Origin of the sequence: Pseudomonas sp. Irchel 3A5 (assembly GCF_900187575.1) — a bacterium.
Lineage (GTDB): Bacteria > Pseudomonadota > Gammaproteobacteria > Pseudomonadales > Pseudomonadaceae > Aquipseudomonas > Aquipseudomonas folii.
In genome coordinates this window covers 313,516-331,409 of sequence record NZ_FYDU01000005.1, presented here as the reverse complement: position 1 = coordinate 331,409, position 17,894 = coordinate 313,516, and the positions used below count along the sequence as shown (strand labels likewise).

Sequence of the window (17,894 nt, the reverse complement as noted above, 5' to 3'; positions counted from 1 at the left end):
AATAACACCAAATATAAACGACATCCAAAGCTTGACCAAACTAGAAAACAGCATCAAAAATCTCAGCCATTCCTTATGTTAACCTTTCAACCAAAGCGTTTAAGATAATCACCAAACCAAAACTCTACCGCCTCCTCATTAACCCCATACATGCCTTTCCAAAAATCTACAGGGTAGCTCCAATCTGTTGAGTGAGACTTCCTCGGTGCAAGCCCCAGATATGTCCATTTGTGAATCAAACCTTTATGGTCTGGGCTTTCCAAAACTCCAATATGACCTAACAAATCCAGCAACCCTCTGGAGAGTTCCTTATTCAACATCGACCCAGGTATATTCCTGATTTTTTTCTCCAGTGTCACAGGCTTTTCCTCAGGGTCCGACTGCCTGATAACCGTTAACATTTTTTGTAAGAACTCAATGGATTCAACTTTTTCTGAGGGAGCTTTGTTATGCTCTCTTAACGAAAAATACAACTGCTCAGGGTTTCCGTTAATAGTCGCCCCTAAACTGTGTCGACCCAGATTCCAAAGAGTAAAGTTTCTTGTTTTTTCCTTGATTGAACCGCAGATTTTACACTGAAAATGTTCAGTAGCCTGGAAGGTATGCATTGGAAAGTTAAACGCAACAGCGTAGGCCGAGATCGCAACTCTTTTTTCTGGCTGGCCTTTCTCAAGCCCCACGAGAAAAGACTCGACGACGCTTTCTTTCGTTGCTTTTTGCTTTTCCTGGAAAAGTCTTTCTATCAATTCGTCATGCTCGATTTCTTCTGCTGGAAAAATCATATTATTTTCAAGCAAGACGTCCATTGAATCAGGATACCTAAACGTTCCTGAAGAGGAGCTGCGATAGTAGTCCTTTACAGCTTTCTCCAACTTTTTATTCATGACATTCCCTAGAAAATTGTAGAGCCGATAGTGGTGTGCCTTTAAATAGTTGGCAATGATCTTCACTCACGCCTTTTCTCCAATGCAGGCTCTGTCCGTAAAGTATTATCGCAAGCGCCGCGCAGCACAAGCCAATGAGACCATCGCCGCAAAAGGTGTTACAAGCTTGTCGAATTTGCCAATCCCAAAAAGCCATAAGCCCGCAACTATGCGGGCTTATGGGCATTTTCTGCTAGACCTGCGTCCAGGTCAGTCAGGCGGCAAGGTCAAGAATGATCACCTCTTCTCAAGGCCCCGTACGCACACCGTTCTCCTGTGCTTCCTTTACAAGCCGCTCACGGTCTTCAGGAAGCAGCATCCGCGCTTCAACCAGCGAGTCTGCTGCTTTACTCACCGCAGACACATAAGCCTCCTTATTGGGGTAGCGTTCCTCCAGGGAAAGGCGAGGATCTCCGGCCGCGATTCGCTCTTCCTTCGTCGCCGCAAACGGGAGGAAGCTGCCTTGGAAGTTACAAAAGCCACCATCAAAGAACTCGGGCCGGAAGGTGTTCCAGCCCGTGTAAGTACCGATGGGAACCCCCAGATACACATCTCGAACGCCGCCCACATCAATCCCGTCTGAATCTACTTGAGGCACCAGGATGCCGTAACTACCAACACCCGATTGCGGCGGCTCGCTGGTGAGAATGCCAGAGCTATCTTCTGGACGATAATCCGAACCAAAATCAAGCACCTGCAGGCTGTTGACAGCACTGGTATAGCGGAGCGCGGGGCGCGAAACGCCACCATAATTAGTCGCGGGGATGAGCGGGAAACTAACTCTGTCCGCCGGCACGAGGGTGCCGCTTGCCACAGAAGGTTTTATCGAAGCGGGTGGCGTTGTCTCATCATGAACCCAACCAACGAGGTTGATGAACGCTGCGCGCATCGTCCAGATGTGTGGATTTGGATTTGATTGAAGCTGGCAAAGTCCAAAGGGTGGGTTAGCCGGGAGTGGCAAAGACGGCGGTGCATGCTGCGTACTTGCCATGATAAAAGTGCGGACGTTTTCCGGCTCATGGGCATCGCGCAAGCCGAGTGGATCGGTAAGACCGAGCGACTGGCGCCCCTCCCAAAGTTCAAGGGCCGTTGCCATGTGGAATATGCGAGGGCAAGTATTGTTATCGCTGCAGCGATCCAGCAAACCCTGCGAGCGCCCGGTGATTGGATCGGTTTCCCGCCCATAGGTAAACGGAAAATCGTAAGCAGGATAGTCATGATCGACCTGCTGGCCCCAGGCCCGACCTGGCTGAGCAAACCGGATGTTGAGCGGCATCAGACCGCCGCCAATATGCGGCATCGCACCATCATAGACCTGATGACCGTCCTCGCTGCGGTTGAAGCCCAGCGCGATCATGCTGCGGATGAATCGCCCGGCTTGTGATGAGCCCGTGATAATCGACTTGACCTTTTGCCCGTGCACCACAGGGTTGGGCACACCGGTATCGTCATGCTCAGCCTGCTGAAAAAACGCACCGACATCCCGTGCGATAGCAAAACCAATACCCATTACCGCAGGTTCCTTGGCCCGGTAAATCAACTCGTAAAGCTTGCCGGGCTGAAAACCAGCGGATAGGCATATCCGGGTTTCGTTCGGCGTTTTGCAATCGCCAAAACTCCAGTCACTCGCTGGAATCTCCTGCCTGGGCGCATTTGCCCGCGACCGCACCGTCAACGTGGGGCGAAAGCCATTCGCGAGCACTTTGCTGTTGTCGGTTTCAACAGTTTTGTAGCTTGTATGAGGAGGCGTGGAGGTAAACCAACCTGCGGACAGGTTAAGGCTGACGGTCGGTGAGAGCGTGGTCAATTCACTGCGCACCACACCTGTTACGGGCGACCCATCAGCATTTATGGCCGTCGGCAATTGCACCATCATGCGGTTGTCACCTGGGGCAACGTCGCCCTGCCAGGCAAACGAGATCACCGTCGTACCCAGCCGTTGTAGAAAACCGTCCCCAGCGACCTCGATGTTGTTGACCGCTGCCGGGTTACCCCGCATATCAGCATTGAACAATAACATCGCCCGCTTGGAGCCTCGATTTGGCACATCAAACAGAAGAGTGTTATTCGATTTAGCCACGTCAGCGGGACGCAGGATTGCAACGTCAGTCGTGTATTCAACCATTCCACGACTGTTGCGTGGTGCAAGTTCGATGTCTTGAATAATCTTGTTTCCGGAAGCGCCTGGGTCTAACTCACCGTAAGCGCGGGCAAAGACGCGCTCGTAAGGCCCGATATTCCCGAAGCTTTCGCCTCCGAAAGCGGGTTCGGTCCGCAGGATCTCCAATTTTGTAATACGGGCTTGGGCGGGTGCCGCAACGATCATCATGGCGCTTGCGAAGGCTGCTGCATGAAATAGGCGATTCATCTGTACCCCCAAATTCTTATTTTTCTATATCAACGTGGCAGTCATGGATCCATGCCCTTCCCTGCTAAGTCGACATGGTATCGACCGTCGAAAGTAGCGATTAGCACAGTCAATGTAGACACCATGAAATATAACATTCCAATCATGACTGATGCTTGCTCGCCTACCATCAGACACGCCTTTCAACTGGCAAGCCTCATGACTACCTCTCAACGTTCGACCAACCTAAACACAGGTCGGGCTGGTAATTCGTGCTGAAAATTCAGCTAGTATTCTGACCTAAATTTTATGCAGTGATTAAATTTTTTGAATACAACATTATGTCATACTTCATAGTAACTGCTTTTTCCATAAACATGAGACTAGAGTTATGGCATACGGATTAATAACTGACTTCATTTATGATTTGGGAGAAGGTGTCGGAGAGTTCCTGACAGATGATGAGAAGGCGCAGTTTACGCCTTTGGGCCTAGACCAAATAGTTAAGAGCTACATCGATGAACGCAACCTGCTTAATGTATTTTTCCTAAAAGCACAAATAAAGAAATATATTAAAAATCACACAACCCCGGAAGGTCTGGAATATGTAGACCCTCCGTTCGGGCAAGAAACATCTTTCATTGAAGATTATTTCGAGGGGGATCTGTATGTGTTCCTAACGAATGTTTTAAACTTGCTTAATAAAGAATACAAAGTTCGCGCACAAAACTTTTTGTCAACATTTATAAGGCAGAATTGAAAGAGTATTGCACAGTGGCATTCAGTGCTTAACCACATTTGCAGAATTAATACTCTCGACACCATGCTGGCATCACTAGTGCCGAACATGGTATCGGGGCACTTCACTGCTGATTCCTACCATGCGCACCATGAAAAACGCCATTGATGAAACATTAAAATCACTATCCAATCTTATTTTTCACAAAAATTAGATAGTTACTAAAAAACTTACTCACACTCTATTATCAATAGGCCCGCTCAGATCATTAATTTATTACTACCCGTGCGTATGCAACGCCAATCTCATCATCCGTGAGTACTTTCATTCTGGCCTTCCGTGCTTGATGATATCCAGCTACCGACAGAGCGCTGCTACCAACACAATACGGCTCTTTCAATAGCGACAGTAAGCCATTATCGCGAGCAAAAAAAACCGGCAAAAGCCGGTTTTTTCATGCAGCGCTGTAGGGGTCACTCCCACTCAATCGTCGCCGGTGGCTTGCTCGACACATCGTAGGTCACACGAGAAATGCCTTCGATCTCGTTGATGATCCGGCCGCTGACGGTTTCCAGCAGCTCGTAAGGCAGGTGCGCCCAGCGTGCAGTCATGAAGTCGATGGTTTCTACAGCGCGCAGTGCTACTACCCACGCGTAACGACGGCCATCGCCTACAACGCCAACCGATTTGACTGGCTGGAACACCACGAACGCTTGGCTGACTTTGTGGTACCAGTCGGCTTTGCGCAGTTCTTCGATGAAGATGTGGTCAGCGCGACGCAGCAGGTCGGCGTATTCCTTTTTCACTTCACCGAGGATCCGCACGCCGAGGCCTGGGCCTGGGAATGGGTGGCGGTAAACCATGTCGTACGGCAGACCCAGTTCGAGGCCGAGGCGACGCACTTCGTCCTTGAACAGTTCACGCAGTGGCTCGACCAGTTTGAGGTTCATTTCTTCCGGCAGGCCGCCCACGTTGTGGTGCGACTTGATCACGTGAGCCTTGCCGCTCTTGGCGCCAGCCGACTCGATCACGTCCGGGTAGATGGTGCCCTGAGCGAGGTACTTGATGTTGTCCAGCTTGCAGGATTCAGCATCGAACACGTCGATGAAGGTACGGCCGATGATCTTGCGCTTCTTCTCCGGGTCGCTTTCGCCCGCCAGATTGTTCAGGAACTGATCTTCAGCGTTGGCGCGGATGACTTTGACGCCCATGTTCTCGGCGAACATGGCCATGACCTGCTCGCCTTCGTGCAAGCGCAGCAAGCCGTTGTCGACGAATACGCAGGTCAACTGGTCGCCGATCGCCTTGTGCAGCAAGGCAGCCACAACAGAGGAGTCAACGCCGCCGGACAGGCCCAGCAATACGTTGTCAGTACCGACCTGAGCGCGAACCTGAGCGATAGCGTCTTCAGCGATCTTCGAAGGGGTCCACAGTGCTTCACAGCCGCAGATGTCGAGGATGAAGCGCGACAGGATGCGACCGCCCTGCTTGGTGTGGGTCACTTCCGGGTGAAACTGCACGCCGTAATAACCGCGAGCGTCGTCAGCCATACCGGCAATCGGGCAGCTTGGAGTGCTGGCCAGGATGTGGAAGTCTTCCGGCAGTTTGGTGACTTTGTCACCGTGGCTCATCCACACGTCGAGGCCGAACAAGCCGTCGGCATCGATATGGTCTTCGATGCCATCGAGCAGACGGCTTTTGCCGACTACGTCAACGCGAGCGTAGCCGAACTCGCGCAGCTCAGAACCTTCTACCTTGCCGCCCAACTGCTCGGCCATGGTCTGCATGCCGTAGCAGATACCGAAAACCGGCACACCCAGGTCAAATACCGCCTGCGGGCAGCGCGGGCTGTCGGCTTCGTGTACGGACTCGGGGCCGCCGGCGAGGATCACGCCTTTTGGAGCGAACTCACGAATGGCTTCGTCGTCCATGTCGAACGGGTGCAGTTCGCAGTAAACACCGATTTCACGTACGCGACGCGCGATCAACTGGGTGTACTGGGAACCGAAGTCGAGGATCAGGATACGGTGGGCGTGAATGTCGAGGGACATGGAAAAGGCTCTGAAGAGCAGCTGCGAGCTTCAAGCCGCAAGCTGCAAGCTAATCGGGATGTATGCGATGGCTGTGTCACCACAGCCATCGCTTGCAGCTAGAAGCTTGGAGCTTATAGCTGGTCGGCTTTAGCCGACCCTATAGTTCGGTGCTTCCTTGGTGATCTGCACGTCATGGACGTGGGATTCAGCCATACCGGCACCGGTGATACGCACGAATTCAGGCTTGGTGCGCATCTCTTCGATGTCAGCGCTGCCGGTGTAACCCATGGAAGAACGCAGGCCGCCCATCAACTGATGGATGATTGCAGCCAGCGAGCCCTTGTAGGCAACACGGCCTTCAATACCTTCCGGCACCAGCTTCTCGGCACCTTCGGAGGAATCCTGAAAGTAACGGTCGGACGAGCCCTGAGCCTGAGACATGGCACCCAGCGAACCCATACCGCGGTAAGCCTTGTAGGAGCGACCCTGGAACAGTTCGATCTCGCCTGGCGCTTCTTCAGTACCGGCAAACATGGAGCCCATCATCACGCAGGAAGCACCGGCCACGATGGCCTTGGACAGGTCACCGGAGAAGCGGATACCGCCGTCGGCGATCAGTGGAACGCCAGTGCCCTCAAGGGCCGCGCAGACGTTGGCGATTGCGCTGATCTGCGGCACGCCAACACCAGCAACGATACGGGTGGTGCAGATCGAGCCTGGGCCGATACCGACTTTAACGGCGTCAGCGCCAGCGGCAACAAGTGCCTTGGCTGCAGCGCCAGTGGCGATGTTACCGCCGATGACCTGCACTTCCGGGAAGTTCTCTTTGACCCAGCGAACGCGATCAATCACGCCTTTGGAGTGACCGTGAGCGGTGTCGACAACCACTACGTCAACGCCCGCTGCAACCAGTGCAGTCACACGCTCACCAGTGTCTTTGCCGGTACCGACAGCCGCGCCAACGCGCAGACGACCCTGGTCGTCCTTGCTGGCCAGCGGATATGCCTTGGCCTTTTCGATGTCCTTGACGGTCATCATGCCCTTGAGCGCGAAATTGGCGTCGACGATCAGGACTTTTTCCAGACGGTGCTTGTGCAGCAGTTCGCGCACTTCGTTCTTGTCAGCGCCTTCGCGAACAGTGACCAGACGCTCTTTAGGCGTCATCACTTCGCGAACAGGAACGTCCAGACGATTTTCAAAGCGTACGTCGCGGGATGTCACGATGCCGACCAGGTCGCCATTGTGCAGAACTGGTACACCGGAGATGTTGTGCAGACGGGTCAGTTCGAACAGGTCACGAACCGTGGCGTCAGCCTCGATGGTGATCGGGTCTTTCACGACACCGGCTTCGAACTTCTTGACCTTGCGGACTTCGGCAGCTTGCTGCTCGATGGTCATGTTCTTGTGGATAACACCGATACCGCCTTCCTGAGCCATGGCAATTGCCAGACGGGCTTCAGTCACGGTATCCATGGCAGCGGAGACCAGCGGAATGTTCAATTCGATGCCACGGGTCAAACGGGTTTTCAGACTGACTTCGTTAGGAAGTACCTCGGAATAACCGGGCACAAGGAGAATGTCGTCGAAAGTAAGTGCTTCTTGGCTGATACGCAGCATCGCGGGGGCTCCCGAGCGGGAAATTGGAAGCGCGCCATTATACCCAGACACCCCCTTCGGCTCAATGTAAACCTTAGGCAATTATCACAGAGGGTTATAGACGCACTTTGACGAAAGAAACCGGACGATCCAGACGTTCGGCGAAGTCATCCAGAAAGCTCTTCTTGAAGGGAGCGTCGAGCCAGTCATTAAAGATGAAGCCCAGGTTAGAAAAGCCGCACGGCTGCAGAAACAGAAAGCCGTTGATGTCGTCTTCGTGGCGGCATTCCGGGCAGATGAAGTTATCGGTGTGGCCTGGCATCCAGTCCTCAAGGCTGTCGAACAGCGCTTCACCGATTTCCTTACGGCACTCCGGGCAACCGGCTTCTTCGGCGAAATCCTTGAGCGGGGTATAAATGCAGCGTTTGGTGACGATTTCCAGACCATTGACCGGCTGACCGAATGGCAACGCGTCGGGGTTTTCGACGACTGCACGGGCGCCGGGCGCAATGGCGTAGGCCATTTTGTTGTAGGTGCGCCCGCACGTGCTCAGCTCCGGCTCGACCACGTTGAGCTTGACCAGCCAGCGCAGAATCAGACGCGCCCGAGCTTCACGACCGGGAAAACCGGAAATCTGCGGGACAATAATGCTTTGGCTGTTCATGGTGATCTTTGGCTGATGTGTTAGGGGGTTGGCAGCTTAATGCCCCGGCGGCTCAGGTCAAGTCGGTGTCAGTGATCAAGTAGCACAGGACAGCGTGACATCGAGATGGCGGTGTATCAGGTAGGCCGCCATCGCTGCCTCGCGGTGCTCGTGCGCTCCTACAGAACGGGGGAGCGCACGAGCTCCGCTAGGCCGCGATGGCGTCAGTTCAGGCAGAGATGTATTTCCCGTCGTGCGCTTGCTGTGCATTGCCTTTATCATGCCCACCATGATCAAAGACCCCTTCGCAAGACTCGGCCTCGACCGGGAAGTCCTTACTGTCAGCCAGCTCAACGGCCGTGCCCGGGTGTTGCTGGAGGACGTGTTCAGCAATATCTGGGTCGAGGGCGAAATCTCCAACCTGTCGCGCCCGGCATCCGGTCATGTGTACTTCACCTTGAAGGACTCGGGGGCTCAGGTCCGTTGCGCACTGTTCCGGCAAAGCGCAGCGCGGGTTCGTCAGGCATTGAAGGATGGCTTGCAGGTCAAGGTACGCGGCAAGGTATCGCTGTTTGAAGGTCGCGGCGACTATCAATTGATCCTCGACACTGTAGAACCTGCGGGTGACGGCGCGCTGCGGCTTGCTTTCGATGCACTGAAAGAAAAGCTCAGTGCCGAAGGCTTGTTCAGCGCCGAGCGCAAAGTCGCCCTGCCCCTTCACCCGCAGCGCATCGGGATTATCAGCTCGCCGACCGGCGCCGTGATCCGCGACATCATCAGCGTCTTCCGGCGTCGTGCGCCTCAGGTGGAACTCACGCTGATCCCGACCGCAGTTCAAGGTCGCGAAGCCATTAACCAGATTGTTCGTGCTTTAAAGCTGGCAGATGCACGCGGTTTCGATGCGTTGATCCTGGCACGCGGTGGCGGCTCGCTGGAGGACCTCTGGTGCTTCAACGAAGAAGCAGTGGCTCGCGCCATCGACGCCTGCGTTACGCCTATCGTCAGTGCCGTCGGCCATGAAACCGATGTGTCCATCAGCGACTTTGTGGCGGACGTGCGCGCACCGACGCCCTCCGCCGCCGCTGAGCTGCTGGCCCCCGACTCCAGCGACCTGCATCGCCGGGTGGACAACCTGCATCGTCGACTGGTCAGCCGCATAAAAGACAAGCTCATGCGTGAGCGCTTGCGCCTGGAAGGTGTCTCCCGTCGCTTACGACATCCAGGCGAACGCCTGCGTCAGCAAGCGCAACGTCTGGATGATCTGGACATGCGCATGCGCCGGGCCTTCGAGCAGCAAACGCATAAGCGGCAAGTCAGGCTCGCTCATCTGGAAAGCCGTCTCGCCGCACAGCATCCCGGCCGAACCCTGGCGTTTCTGCGCCAGCGTCTGGACGTGCTGGCTGAGCGTCTGCCGAAAGCCATGCGCGATACGCTGAAAACCCGCCGTCTGCAATTACAAACCCAGGTACAAACCCTGCAAGTGGTCAGCCCGCTGGCGACGCTGGGTCGGGGTTACAGCATTTTGCTCGACGAGCGCGGTCATGCGATTCGCAACGCAGCACAAACACGCACCGGCCAACGCCTGACCGCCCGACTTGGCGAAGGCGAACTGCAAGTGCGGGTCGAAGACAATCACCTGACGCCTGTCACCCTTTCTCTTCTGGATTGATTATTGATGCTGCGTTTTCTTGCCCCCGTGTTCGCTCTTTGCCTGTGCCTGCCCGCCCAGGCTGACAGTTACATCACCCGCCTGCTGAACAAGCCGGTGCCCGGAGGTGTGGCAGTGGTTGATCTGGGTGATGCCGCTCAGGCACCAACCGCCACGTATGACGGCAAACCGGTCCTGGTGGTCAAGGAACAGGGCGTTCGCTGGCTGGCGATTGTCGGCGTGCCTCTGACGGTTAAACCAGGCGCGCAGAAGTTGATAGCAAAAGATGCCAGCGGCAATCGCACCCTGAACTTTGTCGTCGGCAACAAGAAGTACCCGGAGCAACGCATCACCTTGAAAAATCAGCGTCAGGTCAATCCTAACCCGGATGACCTGAAACGCATCGATGGCGAACTGGCCGAGCAGCTGAAGGCCTATCGCAGCTTCAGCCCCGGCACGCCGAGCAACCTGGCGCTGGACAAGCCCGTAGCCGGTCCGCTCTCCAGTAAGTTCGGCGTGCGCCGGTTCTTCAACGGCGAAGAGCGCAACCCTCATTCAGGGCTGGACTTCGCGGTCCCGGCGGGAACACCGATCAAGGCGCCAGCGGCAGGCAAGGTGATCCTGACCGGGAATTACTTTTTCAACGGCAATACGGTATTTGTCGACCACGGTCAGGGCTTCATCAGCATGTTCTGCCACATGTCGAAGATCGACGTGAAAGTCGGCGATGCCGTGCCTCGCGGTGGTGTGGTGGGTCGCGTTGGCTCAACCGGACGAGCCACAGGTCCGCACATGCACTGGAACGTCAGCCTGAACGATGCCCGGGTTGATCCAGCGATATTCATTGGCGCGTTTCAGCCGTAAGAATTTTCTGTAGGAGCTGCCGCAGGCTGCGAAGCGATTTTGTCTGTCACATCGTTTCGCAGCCTGCGGCAGCTCCTACAAGGAAACGAACTTGCGCAATAAATAATTTATTCACTAAAGATTCAAGCCATTAATAACCACTAAAAACCGATTCCAGAGAACTTCTCTCAATTTTTTTCAACTGCTTGCCAACTTTCACCCTAATGGGTACGGTTGGCCTTATGAAAACCTCTCAAACCCTCATTTTGTTGCGGCAACATCGCTGTCTCAGCCTGGTCAGTGCACGACTGCCACGCTAGATCGATGTGCCTCACCCCGCCTTTCGCTTTATCGGTTGGCCGCCTTCTCCCGGCCCATACAAAATAAGTACCCCAAAGGATTCGCTCCAATGCCAATGCTCAAAGATCCCTCGAAGAAGTACCGTGCTTTCCCGACCATTGATTTGCCTGACCGCACCTGGCCTTCCAAGACCATCACTGCGGCGCCGATCTGGTGCAGCTCGGACCTTCGTGACGGCAACCAATCCCTGATCGAGCCTATGGATGCGGTGAAAAAGCTGCGTTTCTGGAAGACTCTGGTCAACGTCGGCGTCAAGGAAATCGAAGCGTCGTTCCCGGCAGCTTCGCAGACCGACTTTGACTTCGTACGTACGCTGATCGAAGACGGCCATATCCCGGACGACACCACTATTCAAGTGCTGACCCAGGGCCGTGAAGACCTGATTGCCCGCACCTTCGAATCACTGCGCGGCGCGAAGAAGGCCATCGTTCACCTGTATAACGCCACCAGCCCGTCGTTCCGCCGTATTGTCTTCAATCAGGACAAGGCAGGCGTGAAGGAAATCGCAGTCAGCGCGGCCAAGCTGTTTGTGAAATACGCAGCAGAACAGCCTGAAACCCAGTGGACCTTCGAATACTCTCCGGAGACCTTCAGCGCCACTGAGCTGGACTTCGCCAAGGAAGTCTGTGACGCGGTCATCGAAGTCTGGAATGCGACGCCTGAGAACAAGGTCATCCTCAATCTGCCTGCCACGGTTGAAGTTGCCACCCCGAACATCTACGCCGACCAGATCGAATGGTTCTGCCGCAACATCAATCGTCGTGACAGCGTGATCATCAGCCTGCACACCCACAACGACCGTGGAACTGGCATTGCCGCTACCGAGCTGGGTCTGATGGCGGGCGCAGATCGTGTTGAAGGCTGCCTGTTCGGTAACGGCGAACGTACCGGTAACGTGGATCTGGTGACCGTGGCTCTGAACATGTACACCCAGGGTCTGGACCCGCAACTGGACTTCTCCGATATCGACGGCGTGCGTAAAGTAGTTGAGGAGTGCAATCAGATTCCGGTTCACCCGCGTGCACCGTACGTAGGCGATCTGGTGCACACCGCATTCTCCGGCTCGCACCAAGATGCAATCCGCAAAGGCTTTGCCCAGCAGAAAGACGATGCGCTGTGGGAAGTGCCTTACTTGCCAATCGACCCGGCTGATATCGGCCGCAGCTATGAGGCGGTAATCCGCGTCAACAGCCAGTCCGGCAAAGGTGGCATCACCTACTTGCTGGAACAGGAATACGGCATCTCCCTGCCCCGTCGCATGCAGATCGAATTCAGCCAGGTGGTTCAGGGCGAAACCGATCGTCTGGGCCTGGAAATGAGCGCCCAGCAGATCTACGCGTTGTTCAAGCGTGAATACCTGCAGGCCAACAAGCCTTACGCGCTGATCAGCCACCGCCTGCAGGAAGAGAACAACACCAGTGCAGTGGACGCCGAAGTCAGCGTCAACGACGAAACCCAGCGCTGGAAAGGCAAAGGCAACGGCGCACTGGAAGCGCTGGTATCAAGCCTGCCGATTGGCGTGGAAATCATGGACTACAACGAGCACGCCATCGGCGCAGGCACCACGGCCAAAGCCGCTGCCTACATCGAGCTGCGTGTGAACGGTGATCGTGCGGTCCACGGTGTGGGTGTCGATGAGAACATCACCACCGCAAGCTTCAAGGCACTGTTCAGCGCACTGAACCGTTCGTTGAGTCAGGCAGAAGCGAAGGCTGCTTGATTCGCTACACCTCTTGGCGGTGACCCGTCGCCAAGAGGCAAATGCTGCTACTGATTGAGATACATCTCTGTAGGACTGGCTTCAGCCGGGAGAACTCCAGCACAGTCGATGCAAGTTCGTTGTCAGAAATAATGCCCTCTCGGCTAAAGCCGGTCCTACAAGGCCCACGCCTGCTTCCCGACGCAACAAAAAAGGCCCTGAAGTGAAAGCTTCAGGGCCTTTTTGTTTAAGCGCAAGTATCAGGCGGTCGTTTTAATATTGCCTTTCATCAATTCGAGCAGCGAAGCCTGCAAGGTTGCCAATTGCGCCGAGGTACCTGAAATCTGCTGCTGGATCGCCATGATTCGGGAAGCCTTTTCGGTCTCGGAACCTTTACTGTTCTGAGCCGCAGCCAGTTGCTGCTGTTCACGCAATAGCTGCTTCTGAACCTCTTTTATCTGCTTCTGCAAATTCGCGATGGCCTCATCGGCCGGGCTCGATGGCGCTGCGGCAGCTGCTTTGGTGTCGTCAGTCTGGTAGACATTGCCGCGCAGGTCGACGTTGATTTTGCCCGAGGCCTCATCGGCAGACTGGGTTTCACTGGCCTTGGCGTCTGCATTGCTTTTGATGGTAGCAGTCAGCGTGGCGGGGTAGAGCCCCAACGAACTGGTATTGATTGTGGTCATGGTCGACTCCTGAGCGGTTATGCGCGTTATCGGCCGCCCAAGGCAGAACTCTAGCTACTACGAGAAATTTTGTGACGCGCAGCACAAATCACCCGGAAGCAGCGAAGCCTCAAGGCGTTTTAACTCGTGTGAAAAACCACTCGATAAAAGCGGTGCCGCAATCATCAGGCCGTGGTGTCGATACCACCAGAAGTGTTCAGTTGCACCAAAGCAGCTTCTTGCGAAGCAAGTGTCGCGTTGGTGCTGGAAATCTGTGCCTGAATCGCCATGGCCTTCTGAGCTTTTTCCTCAGGGGTACCATTACTGTTTTGCGCAGCGGCCAATTGCTGTTGTTGCTCTTTCAAAAGCTTCTCGGTTTTCTCGATCTGCTCTTGCAGCTTCTTGATACTTTCCTGGGCGCTGTCGGAAGTCGAACTTCCCGCCGCACCTCCTCCCCCAGCTGCACCACTAGCAGCGACTTTGGAGCTATCTGTGCCGGCTTCATCGCCCGTCGCAGCCGTGGCGTCTGAACTGGTCGCAGCAGTCGCCGCGTCGTCTTTCTTGATAGTGACGCTGAAGGAACTTGCGTAGGTGTTGAGGGACGATGTGTTGATGGTGGTCATGTCGGTCTCCAGATAGAAACATTGAGTCATCTCTGTCTGTTATATCGACATGCTCCACCTGTGCTGAACGAATTTAGTGTATCTCGAATGTATCGGCATCGAGATGAGCCGGAAACTTTTTCCGGTAAGCCGCCAGGTCCGCGGCATTCAGCGTGACCTCGAAAACGCCATCGGCCTCCCCGGCGTTGAACAGGCTTTCACCCTGAAAATCGAGCACCTGACTGTCACCGGTATAAGCAAAGCCTTTACCGTCGGTCCCGGTCCGATTCACGGCGGCTACGTAACACAGGTTCTCGATTGCCCGTGCAGGCAGCAGACGGTTCCAGTGCATGCGTCGGGCACCCGGCCAGTTCGCGGTGTAAAGCAACAAATCGGTGTGCTGGGCATCCCGGCTCCAGACGGGAAAACGCAGGTCGTAGCAGATCAGCGGACGCACACGCCATCCCTTGAGCTCAAACTGCACCTGACGCTCGCCTGGGCTGTAATGCTCATGCTCACCCGCCATACGAAACAGATGACGCTTGTCGTAGTGCAGCAACTCACCATCCGGTCGCGCCCACAACAGCCGATTGCGATGACTGCCATCATCTGCTTTGACGATAACGCTACCGGTGATGACCGCATCCAGCAGCCTGGCCTGCTCCAGCATCCATCTGGATGTCGGACCGGCTTCCGGCTCGGCCAGGGCTTCAGAGTCCATGGAGAACCCCGTGGTGAACATTTCCGGCAGGATCACCAGATCAGCGCCCTTGACCGGCGCCAGGAGCATGGCGAAGTGCTCAAGGTTGGCCTTGCGGTCATGCCAGACCAAAGAGGTCTGCACCAGCGCTACGTTCAGGTTCGGCAGTTCACTCAGATCGCGCATAGTTTTTCCGCTGCCTGACGCAGCGTCTCCTCACGTTTGGCGAAGCACAACCGGATCAAGCGCTGACCTTCGGGTGGGTTTTGGTAAAAGACCGAAACGGGAATACTCGCTACACCATGTTCGCGGGTCATCCACAGCGACATCTCGACATCGTTGAGGTCGGGGCGGATTTGCGCGTAGTTCACAAGCTGAAAGTAGGTGCCGCCGACACGATCAAACGTAAAGCGTGAACCCTGCAATTGATCGCAAAAGAAATCACGTTTGGCCTGATAAAAAGCAGGCAACTCTTCAACGTGTTCGGGCTGCTCAGCCATGAAGTCAGCCAATGCCCATTGCAACGGCGTGACACCGCAGAAACTGACGTACTGATGGACCTTGCGCAACTCGGCACTTAGTGCGGGCGGCGCCACTACGTAGCCGGTTTTCCAGCCTGTAACGTGGTAAGTCTTGCCGAATGAACTGACTACAAAGGAGCGTTGATACAGCTCTTCATGGCTCAGGATGCTGACGTGCTGAACGCCATCGAATACCAGATGCTCATAGACCTCGTCGCTGACAAGGTAGATATCCCGGTTGGCGATCAGTGCAGCCAGTTGATCCAGTTCAGAGCGACTGATTAGTGCACCGCTCGGGTTATGCGGGCTGTTGATGATGATCATCCGGGTGCGTGGGCTCAGCGCATCGCCAAGCTTTTGCCAGTCGATGGAGAAATCATTCAAATCGAGTTGCACATGCACGCAGCGCCCACCCGCCAGCTCGACCGAGGGTTCGTAACTGTCGTAGCAAGGATCGAATACGATCACTTCGTCGCCGGACCGAATGACTGCCTGAATTGCACAGAAAATGGCCTGAGTAGCGCCCGGAGTAATGGTGATTTCGGTGTCGGCATTAACCTGACGGCCATAGCAGCGAGAGATCTTTGCCGCGACCTGTTGGCGCAGCGCAGGCAAGCCGGTCATGGGTGCATATTGGTTATGACCTTCAGCGACATGGCGAGTCAATGCATCGCGCAGCGCTTGGGGACCATCGAAATCGGGGAAACCCTGGGACAGGTTGATCGCGCCCGTCTCAGCAGCGAGCTGGGACATGACGGTAAAAATAGTGGTGCCAACATTGGGCAACTTGCTGTCAATCATGGGGCCTTGTTCCTGCTGTACGCCCGGCTCCACGGTGGCACGGGTCAGGCAGGATAGCCCATAGCGCGCGCATAAAAAAAGGCGCGATTAGCGCCTTTTATTGAGAAAGCTTTTTACCGAATGGCGGATAGCCAACTGATGAAGATCCTGTTGGAGCGAGGCTTGCCCGCGAAGAACGATGACGCCGCCGAATCTGACACACCGCAGCGTCTGGTTCGCGGGCAAGCCCGGCTCCAACAGAGTTAGATCAGCGCTTGTCTCTGCGCTTCTTGTCGGCTTTCTTGTGGTGCGACATCATTCGACGCTTCTTGTTGACCTGGCGGTCTGTCAGCGTGTTCTTGTTGCCTTCGTACGGGTTCTCGCCGCCTTTGAACTCGATACGGATCGGCGTACCGACCAGTTTCAGCACGCGGCGGTAGGTATTTTCCAGATACCGGACGTAAGACTTCGGTACTTTCTCGACCTGGTTACCGTGGATCACGATCAACGGCGGGTTAGCACCACCCAAGTGGGCGTAACGCAGCTTGATACGACGGCTGCCCACCATTGGTGGCGCATGCTCGCTGACCGCATCTTCGAGAATCTGCGTCAGGCGGCTGGTTGGCCAACGGGTCACTGCAGACTTGAAGGAGTTCTGCACCGATTGGTACAGGTTGCCCACGCCAGTGCCGTGCAGTGCCGAAATGAAGTGAATGTCAGCGAAGTCGACGAAGAACAACCGGCGCTCAAGCTCGGTCTTCACATAGTCACGCTCGCTCGGGACCATGCCGTCCCATTTGTTCAGCGCGATAACCAGTGCGCGACCTGCTTCCAGGGCGAAGCCCAGCAGGTTCAAGTCGTGGTCGACCACGCCTTCGCGAGCGTCCATGACAAAGATCACCACGTTGGCGTCCTTGATGGCTTGCAGGGTTTTCACCACCGAGAACTTTTCAACTTCCTCGTGGATCTTGCCGCGTTTACGCACACCGGCCGTATCGATCAGCGTGTACTTCTCGTCGTTACGCTCGAACGGGATATAGATACTGTCGCGGGTGGTGCCCGGCTCGTCATAAACGATAACCCGATCTTCACCCAGCATGCGGTTGACCAGTGTCGACTTGCCGACGTTAGGGCGACCAATGATGGCGATCTTGATACCGTCTTTTTCGCTAGGACCAGGGATGCGCTTGGCTTCCTGGCCTTCCGCAACCACCTCGGCTTCGCCTTCCTCATCCTCTTCCCCTTCGTCTTTCGGGAACTGGCTGAGGGCGATTTCCAGCATCTGGCTGATGCCACGACCGTGCGCACCGGCGACCGGAATGGCATCACCCATCCCCAGTGGCGCGAATTCGGCGCGGGCCATTTCCGGGTCGATGTTGTCGACCTTGTTGGCTACCACGTAGGAGCGCTTGCCACGTTTGCGCAAGTGCTCGCCGATCATCTGGTCAGCGGCAGTAAAGCCAGCCTTAGCATCAACGAGGAACAGAACGACGTCAGCTTCTTCGATGGCCAGCAGCGACTGCTCGGCCATCTTTTCGTCCATACCGTGTTCATCACCGGAGATACCGCCGGTGTCGATCAGAATGTAGGAGCGCCCCTGCCACTTGGCCTCACCGTATTGGCGATCACGGGTCAGACCGGACAGATCGCCGACGATGGCGTCGCGAGTCCTGGTCAGGCGGTTGAACAAGGTGGACTTGCCGACGTTCGGTCGACCCACCAGGGCGATTACGGGAACCATGCGGCTCTCCACTTCGTTATTTCAGAAAATACAAAAGCCGCTGCAGGGCAGCGG

The 17,894-nt window shown here is 55.4% G+C and carries 14 protein-coding genes; 4 read left to right on the top strand and 10 right to left on the bottom strand.

What is annotated here, in order from left to right; translation table 11 throughout:
• Nucleotides 1-86 precede the first annotated feature (86 nt).
• Together CKW31_RS10555 and CKW31_RS10550 are read right to left on the bottom strand one after the other, a co-directional pair.
• Entirely contained in the window at nucleotides 87-884 is a 798-nt protein-coding gene (locus tag CKW31_RS10555) for a hypothetical protein (RefSeq protein WP_095094483.1), read from the bottom strand.
• A gap of 286 nt (nucleotides 885-1,170) precedes the next feature.
• Nucleotides 1,171-3,291: an alpha/beta hydrolase domain-containing protein gene (locus CKW31_RS10550; RefSeq protein WP_095094315.1), complete on the bottom strand. Its 2,121-nt coding sequence runs from the start codon at nucleotides 3,289-3,291 to the stop codon at nucleotides 1,171-1,173.
• A 370-nt stretch (nucleotides 3,292-3,661) separates the two neighbouring features.
• On the opposite strand from CKW31_RS10550, the gene CKW31_RS10545 reads away from it, so the two are divergent.
• A complete protein-coding gene (locus CKW31_RS10545; protein WP_095094313.1) occupies nucleotides 3,662-4,030 on the top strand; it encodes a hypothetical protein in 369 nt (122 codons plus the stop codon).
• A 452-nt stretch (nucleotides 4,031-4,482) separates the two neighbouring features.
• Here the strand turns inward: CKW31_RS10545 and guaA are convergent, their stop codons facing one another.
• From guaA to CKW31_RS10530, 3 genes are all read right to left on the bottom strand, one after another.
• Nucleotides 4,483-6,060 (bottom strand): glutamine-hydrolyzing GMP synthase, encoded by a 1,578-nt coding sequence (gene guaA, locus CKW31_RS10540; RefSeq protein WP_095094311.1) that lies wholly within the window; start codon nucleotides 6,058-6,060, stop codon nucleotides 4,483-4,485.
• Between the two features lie 129 nt (nucleotides 6,061-6,189).
• Nucleotides 6,190-7,659: an IMP dehydrogenase gene (guaB, locus tag CKW31_RS10535; RefSeq protein WP_095094309.1), complete on the bottom strand. Its 1,470-nt coding sequence runs from the start codon at nucleotides 7,657-7,659 to the stop codon at nucleotides 6,190-6,192.
• 94 nt (nucleotides 7,660-7,753) lie between these two features.
• Nucleotides 7,754-8,302, bottom strand: coding sequence for a sugar ABC transporter ATPase (locus CKW31_RS10530; RefSeq protein ID WP_095094307.1), 549 nt, complete (start codon nucleotides 8,300-8,302; stop codon nucleotides 7,754-7,756).
• Between the two features lie 268 nt (nucleotides 8,303-8,570).
• On the opposite strand from CKW31_RS10530, the gene xseA reads away from it, so the two are divergent.
• From xseA to leuA, 3 genes are all read left to right on the top strand, one after another.
• Nucleotides 8,571-9,950, top strand: coding sequence for an exodeoxyribonuclease VII large subunit (xseA, locus tag CKW31_RS10525; RefSeq protein WP_176469857.1), 1,380 nt, complete (start codon nucleotides 8,571-8,573; stop codon nucleotides 9,948-9,950).
• A 6-nt stretch (nucleotides 9,951-9,956) separates the two neighbouring features.
• Nucleotides 9,957-10,793 carry a peptidoglycan DD-metalloendopeptidase family protein gene (locus CKW31_RS10520; RefSeq protein ID WP_095094305.1) on the top strand — a complete coding sequence of 279 codons (837 nt, stop codon included), beginning with the start codon at nucleotides 9,957-9,959 and terminating at the stop codon, nucleotides 10,791-10,793.
• A gap of 388 nt (nucleotides 10,794-11,181) precedes the next feature.
• Nucleotides 11,182-12,852 carry a 2-isopropylmalate synthase gene (leuA, locus tag CKW31_RS10510; RefSeq protein WP_095094301.1) on the top strand — a complete coding sequence of 557 codons (1,671 nt, stop codon included), beginning with the start codon at nucleotides 11,182-11,184 and terminating at the stop codon, nucleotides 12,850-12,852.
• 239 nt (nucleotides 12,853-13,091) lie between these two features.
• Here leuA and CKW31_RS10505 read toward each other — a convergent pair whose 3' ends face one another.
• From CKW31_RS10505 to der, 5 genes are all read right to left on the bottom strand, one after another.
• Nucleotides 13,092-13,517: a FlxA-like family protein gene (locus tag CKW31_RS10505; RefSeq protein WP_095094299.1), complete on the bottom strand. Its 426-nt coding sequence runs from the start codon at nucleotides 13,515-13,517 to the stop codon at nucleotides 13,092-13,094.
• Nucleotides 13,518-13,681: 164 nt separating this feature from the next.
• Entirely contained in the window at nucleotides 13,682-14,119 is a 438-nt protein-coding gene (locus CKW31_RS10500) for a hypothetical protein (RefSeq protein WP_095094297.1), read from the bottom strand.
• Nucleotides 14,120-14,192: 73 nt separating this feature from the next.
• Nucleotides 14,193-14,984 carry an amidohydrolase gene (locus CKW31_RS10495; protein ID WP_095094294.1) on the bottom strand — a complete coding sequence of 264 codons (792 nt, stop codon included), beginning with the start codon at nucleotides 14,982-14,984 and terminating at the stop codon, nucleotides 14,193-14,195.
• Nucleotides 14,972-16,120, bottom strand: coding sequence for a pyridoxal phosphate-dependent aminotransferase (locus CKW31_RS10490; RefSeq protein WP_095094291.1), 1,149 nt, complete (start codon nucleotides 16,118-16,120; stop codon nucleotides 14,972-14,974). The genes CKW31_RS10495 and CKW31_RS10490 overlap by 13 nt, the downstream gene beginning before the upstream one ends.
• A 247-nt stretch (nucleotides 16,121-16,367) precedes the next feature.
• Nucleotides 16,368-17,840 (bottom strand): ribosome biogenesis GTPase Der, encoded by a 1,473-nt coding sequence (gene der / locus CKW31_RS10485; protein WP_027902635.1) that lies wholly within the window; start codon nucleotides 17,838-17,840, stop codon nucleotides 16,368-16,370.
• Nucleotides 17,841-17,894: the final 54 nt, after the last annotated feature.

Excerpts from the sequence above, each read along its gene's own strand:
- CKW31_RS10545 (WP_095094313.1), top strand. The coding sequence starts at position 3,662 with ATGGCATACGGATTAATAACTGACTTCATTTATGATTTGGGAGAAGGT.
- CKW31_RS10520 (WP_095094305.1), top strand. The coding sequence starts at position 9,957 with ATGCTGCGTTTTCTTGCCCCCGTGTTCGCTCTTTGCCTGTGCCTGCCC.
- der (WP_027902635.1), bottom strand. The coding sequence starts at position 17,840 with ATGGTTCCCGTAATCGCCCTGGTGGGTCGACCGAACGTCGGCAAGTCC.
- guaB (WP_095094309.1), bottom strand. The coding sequence starts at position 7,659 with ATGCTGCGTATCAGCCAAGAAGCACTTACTTTCGACGACATTCTCCTT.
- CKW31_RS10500 (WP_095094297.1), bottom strand. The coding sequence starts at position 14,119 with ATGACCACCATCAACACATCGTCCCTCAACACCTACGCAAGTTCCTTC.
- xseA (WP_176469857.1), top strand. The coding sequence starts at position 8,571 with ATGATCAAAGACCCCTTCGCAAGACTCGGCCTCGACCGGGAAGTCCTT.
- guaA (WP_095094311.1), bottom strand. The coding sequence starts at position 6,060 with ATGTCCCTCGACATTCACGCCCACCGTATCCTGATCCTCGACTTCGGT.
- CKW31_RS10530 (WP_095094307.1), bottom strand. The coding sequence starts at position 8,302 with ATGAACAGCCAAAGCATTATTGTCCCGCAGATTTCCGGTTTTCCCGGT.
- CKW31_RS10505 (WP_095094299.1), bottom strand. The coding sequence starts at position 13,517 with ATGACCACAATCAATACCAGTTCGTTGGGGCTCTACCCCGCCACGCTG.
- CKW31_RS10495 (WP_095094294.1), bottom strand. The coding sequence starts at position 14,984 with ATGCGCGATCTGAGTGAACTGCCGAACCTGAACGTAGCGCTGGTGCAG.
- leuA (WP_095094301.1), top strand. The coding sequence starts at position 11,182 with ATGCCAATGCTCAAAGATCCCTCGAAGAAGTACCGTGCTTTCCCGACC.
- CKW31_RS10490 (WP_095094291.1), bottom strand. The coding sequence starts at position 16,120 with ATGATTGACAGCAAGTTGCCCAATGTTGGCACCACTATTTTTACCGTC.
- CKW31_RS10555 (WP_095094483.1), bottom strand. The coding sequence starts at position 884 with ATGAATAAAAAGTTGGAGAAAGCTGTAAAGGACTACTATCGCAGCTCC.
- CKW31_RS10550 (WP_095094315.1), bottom strand. The coding sequence starts at position 3,291 with ATGAATCGCCTATTTCATGCAGCAGCCTTCGCAAGCGCCATGATGATC.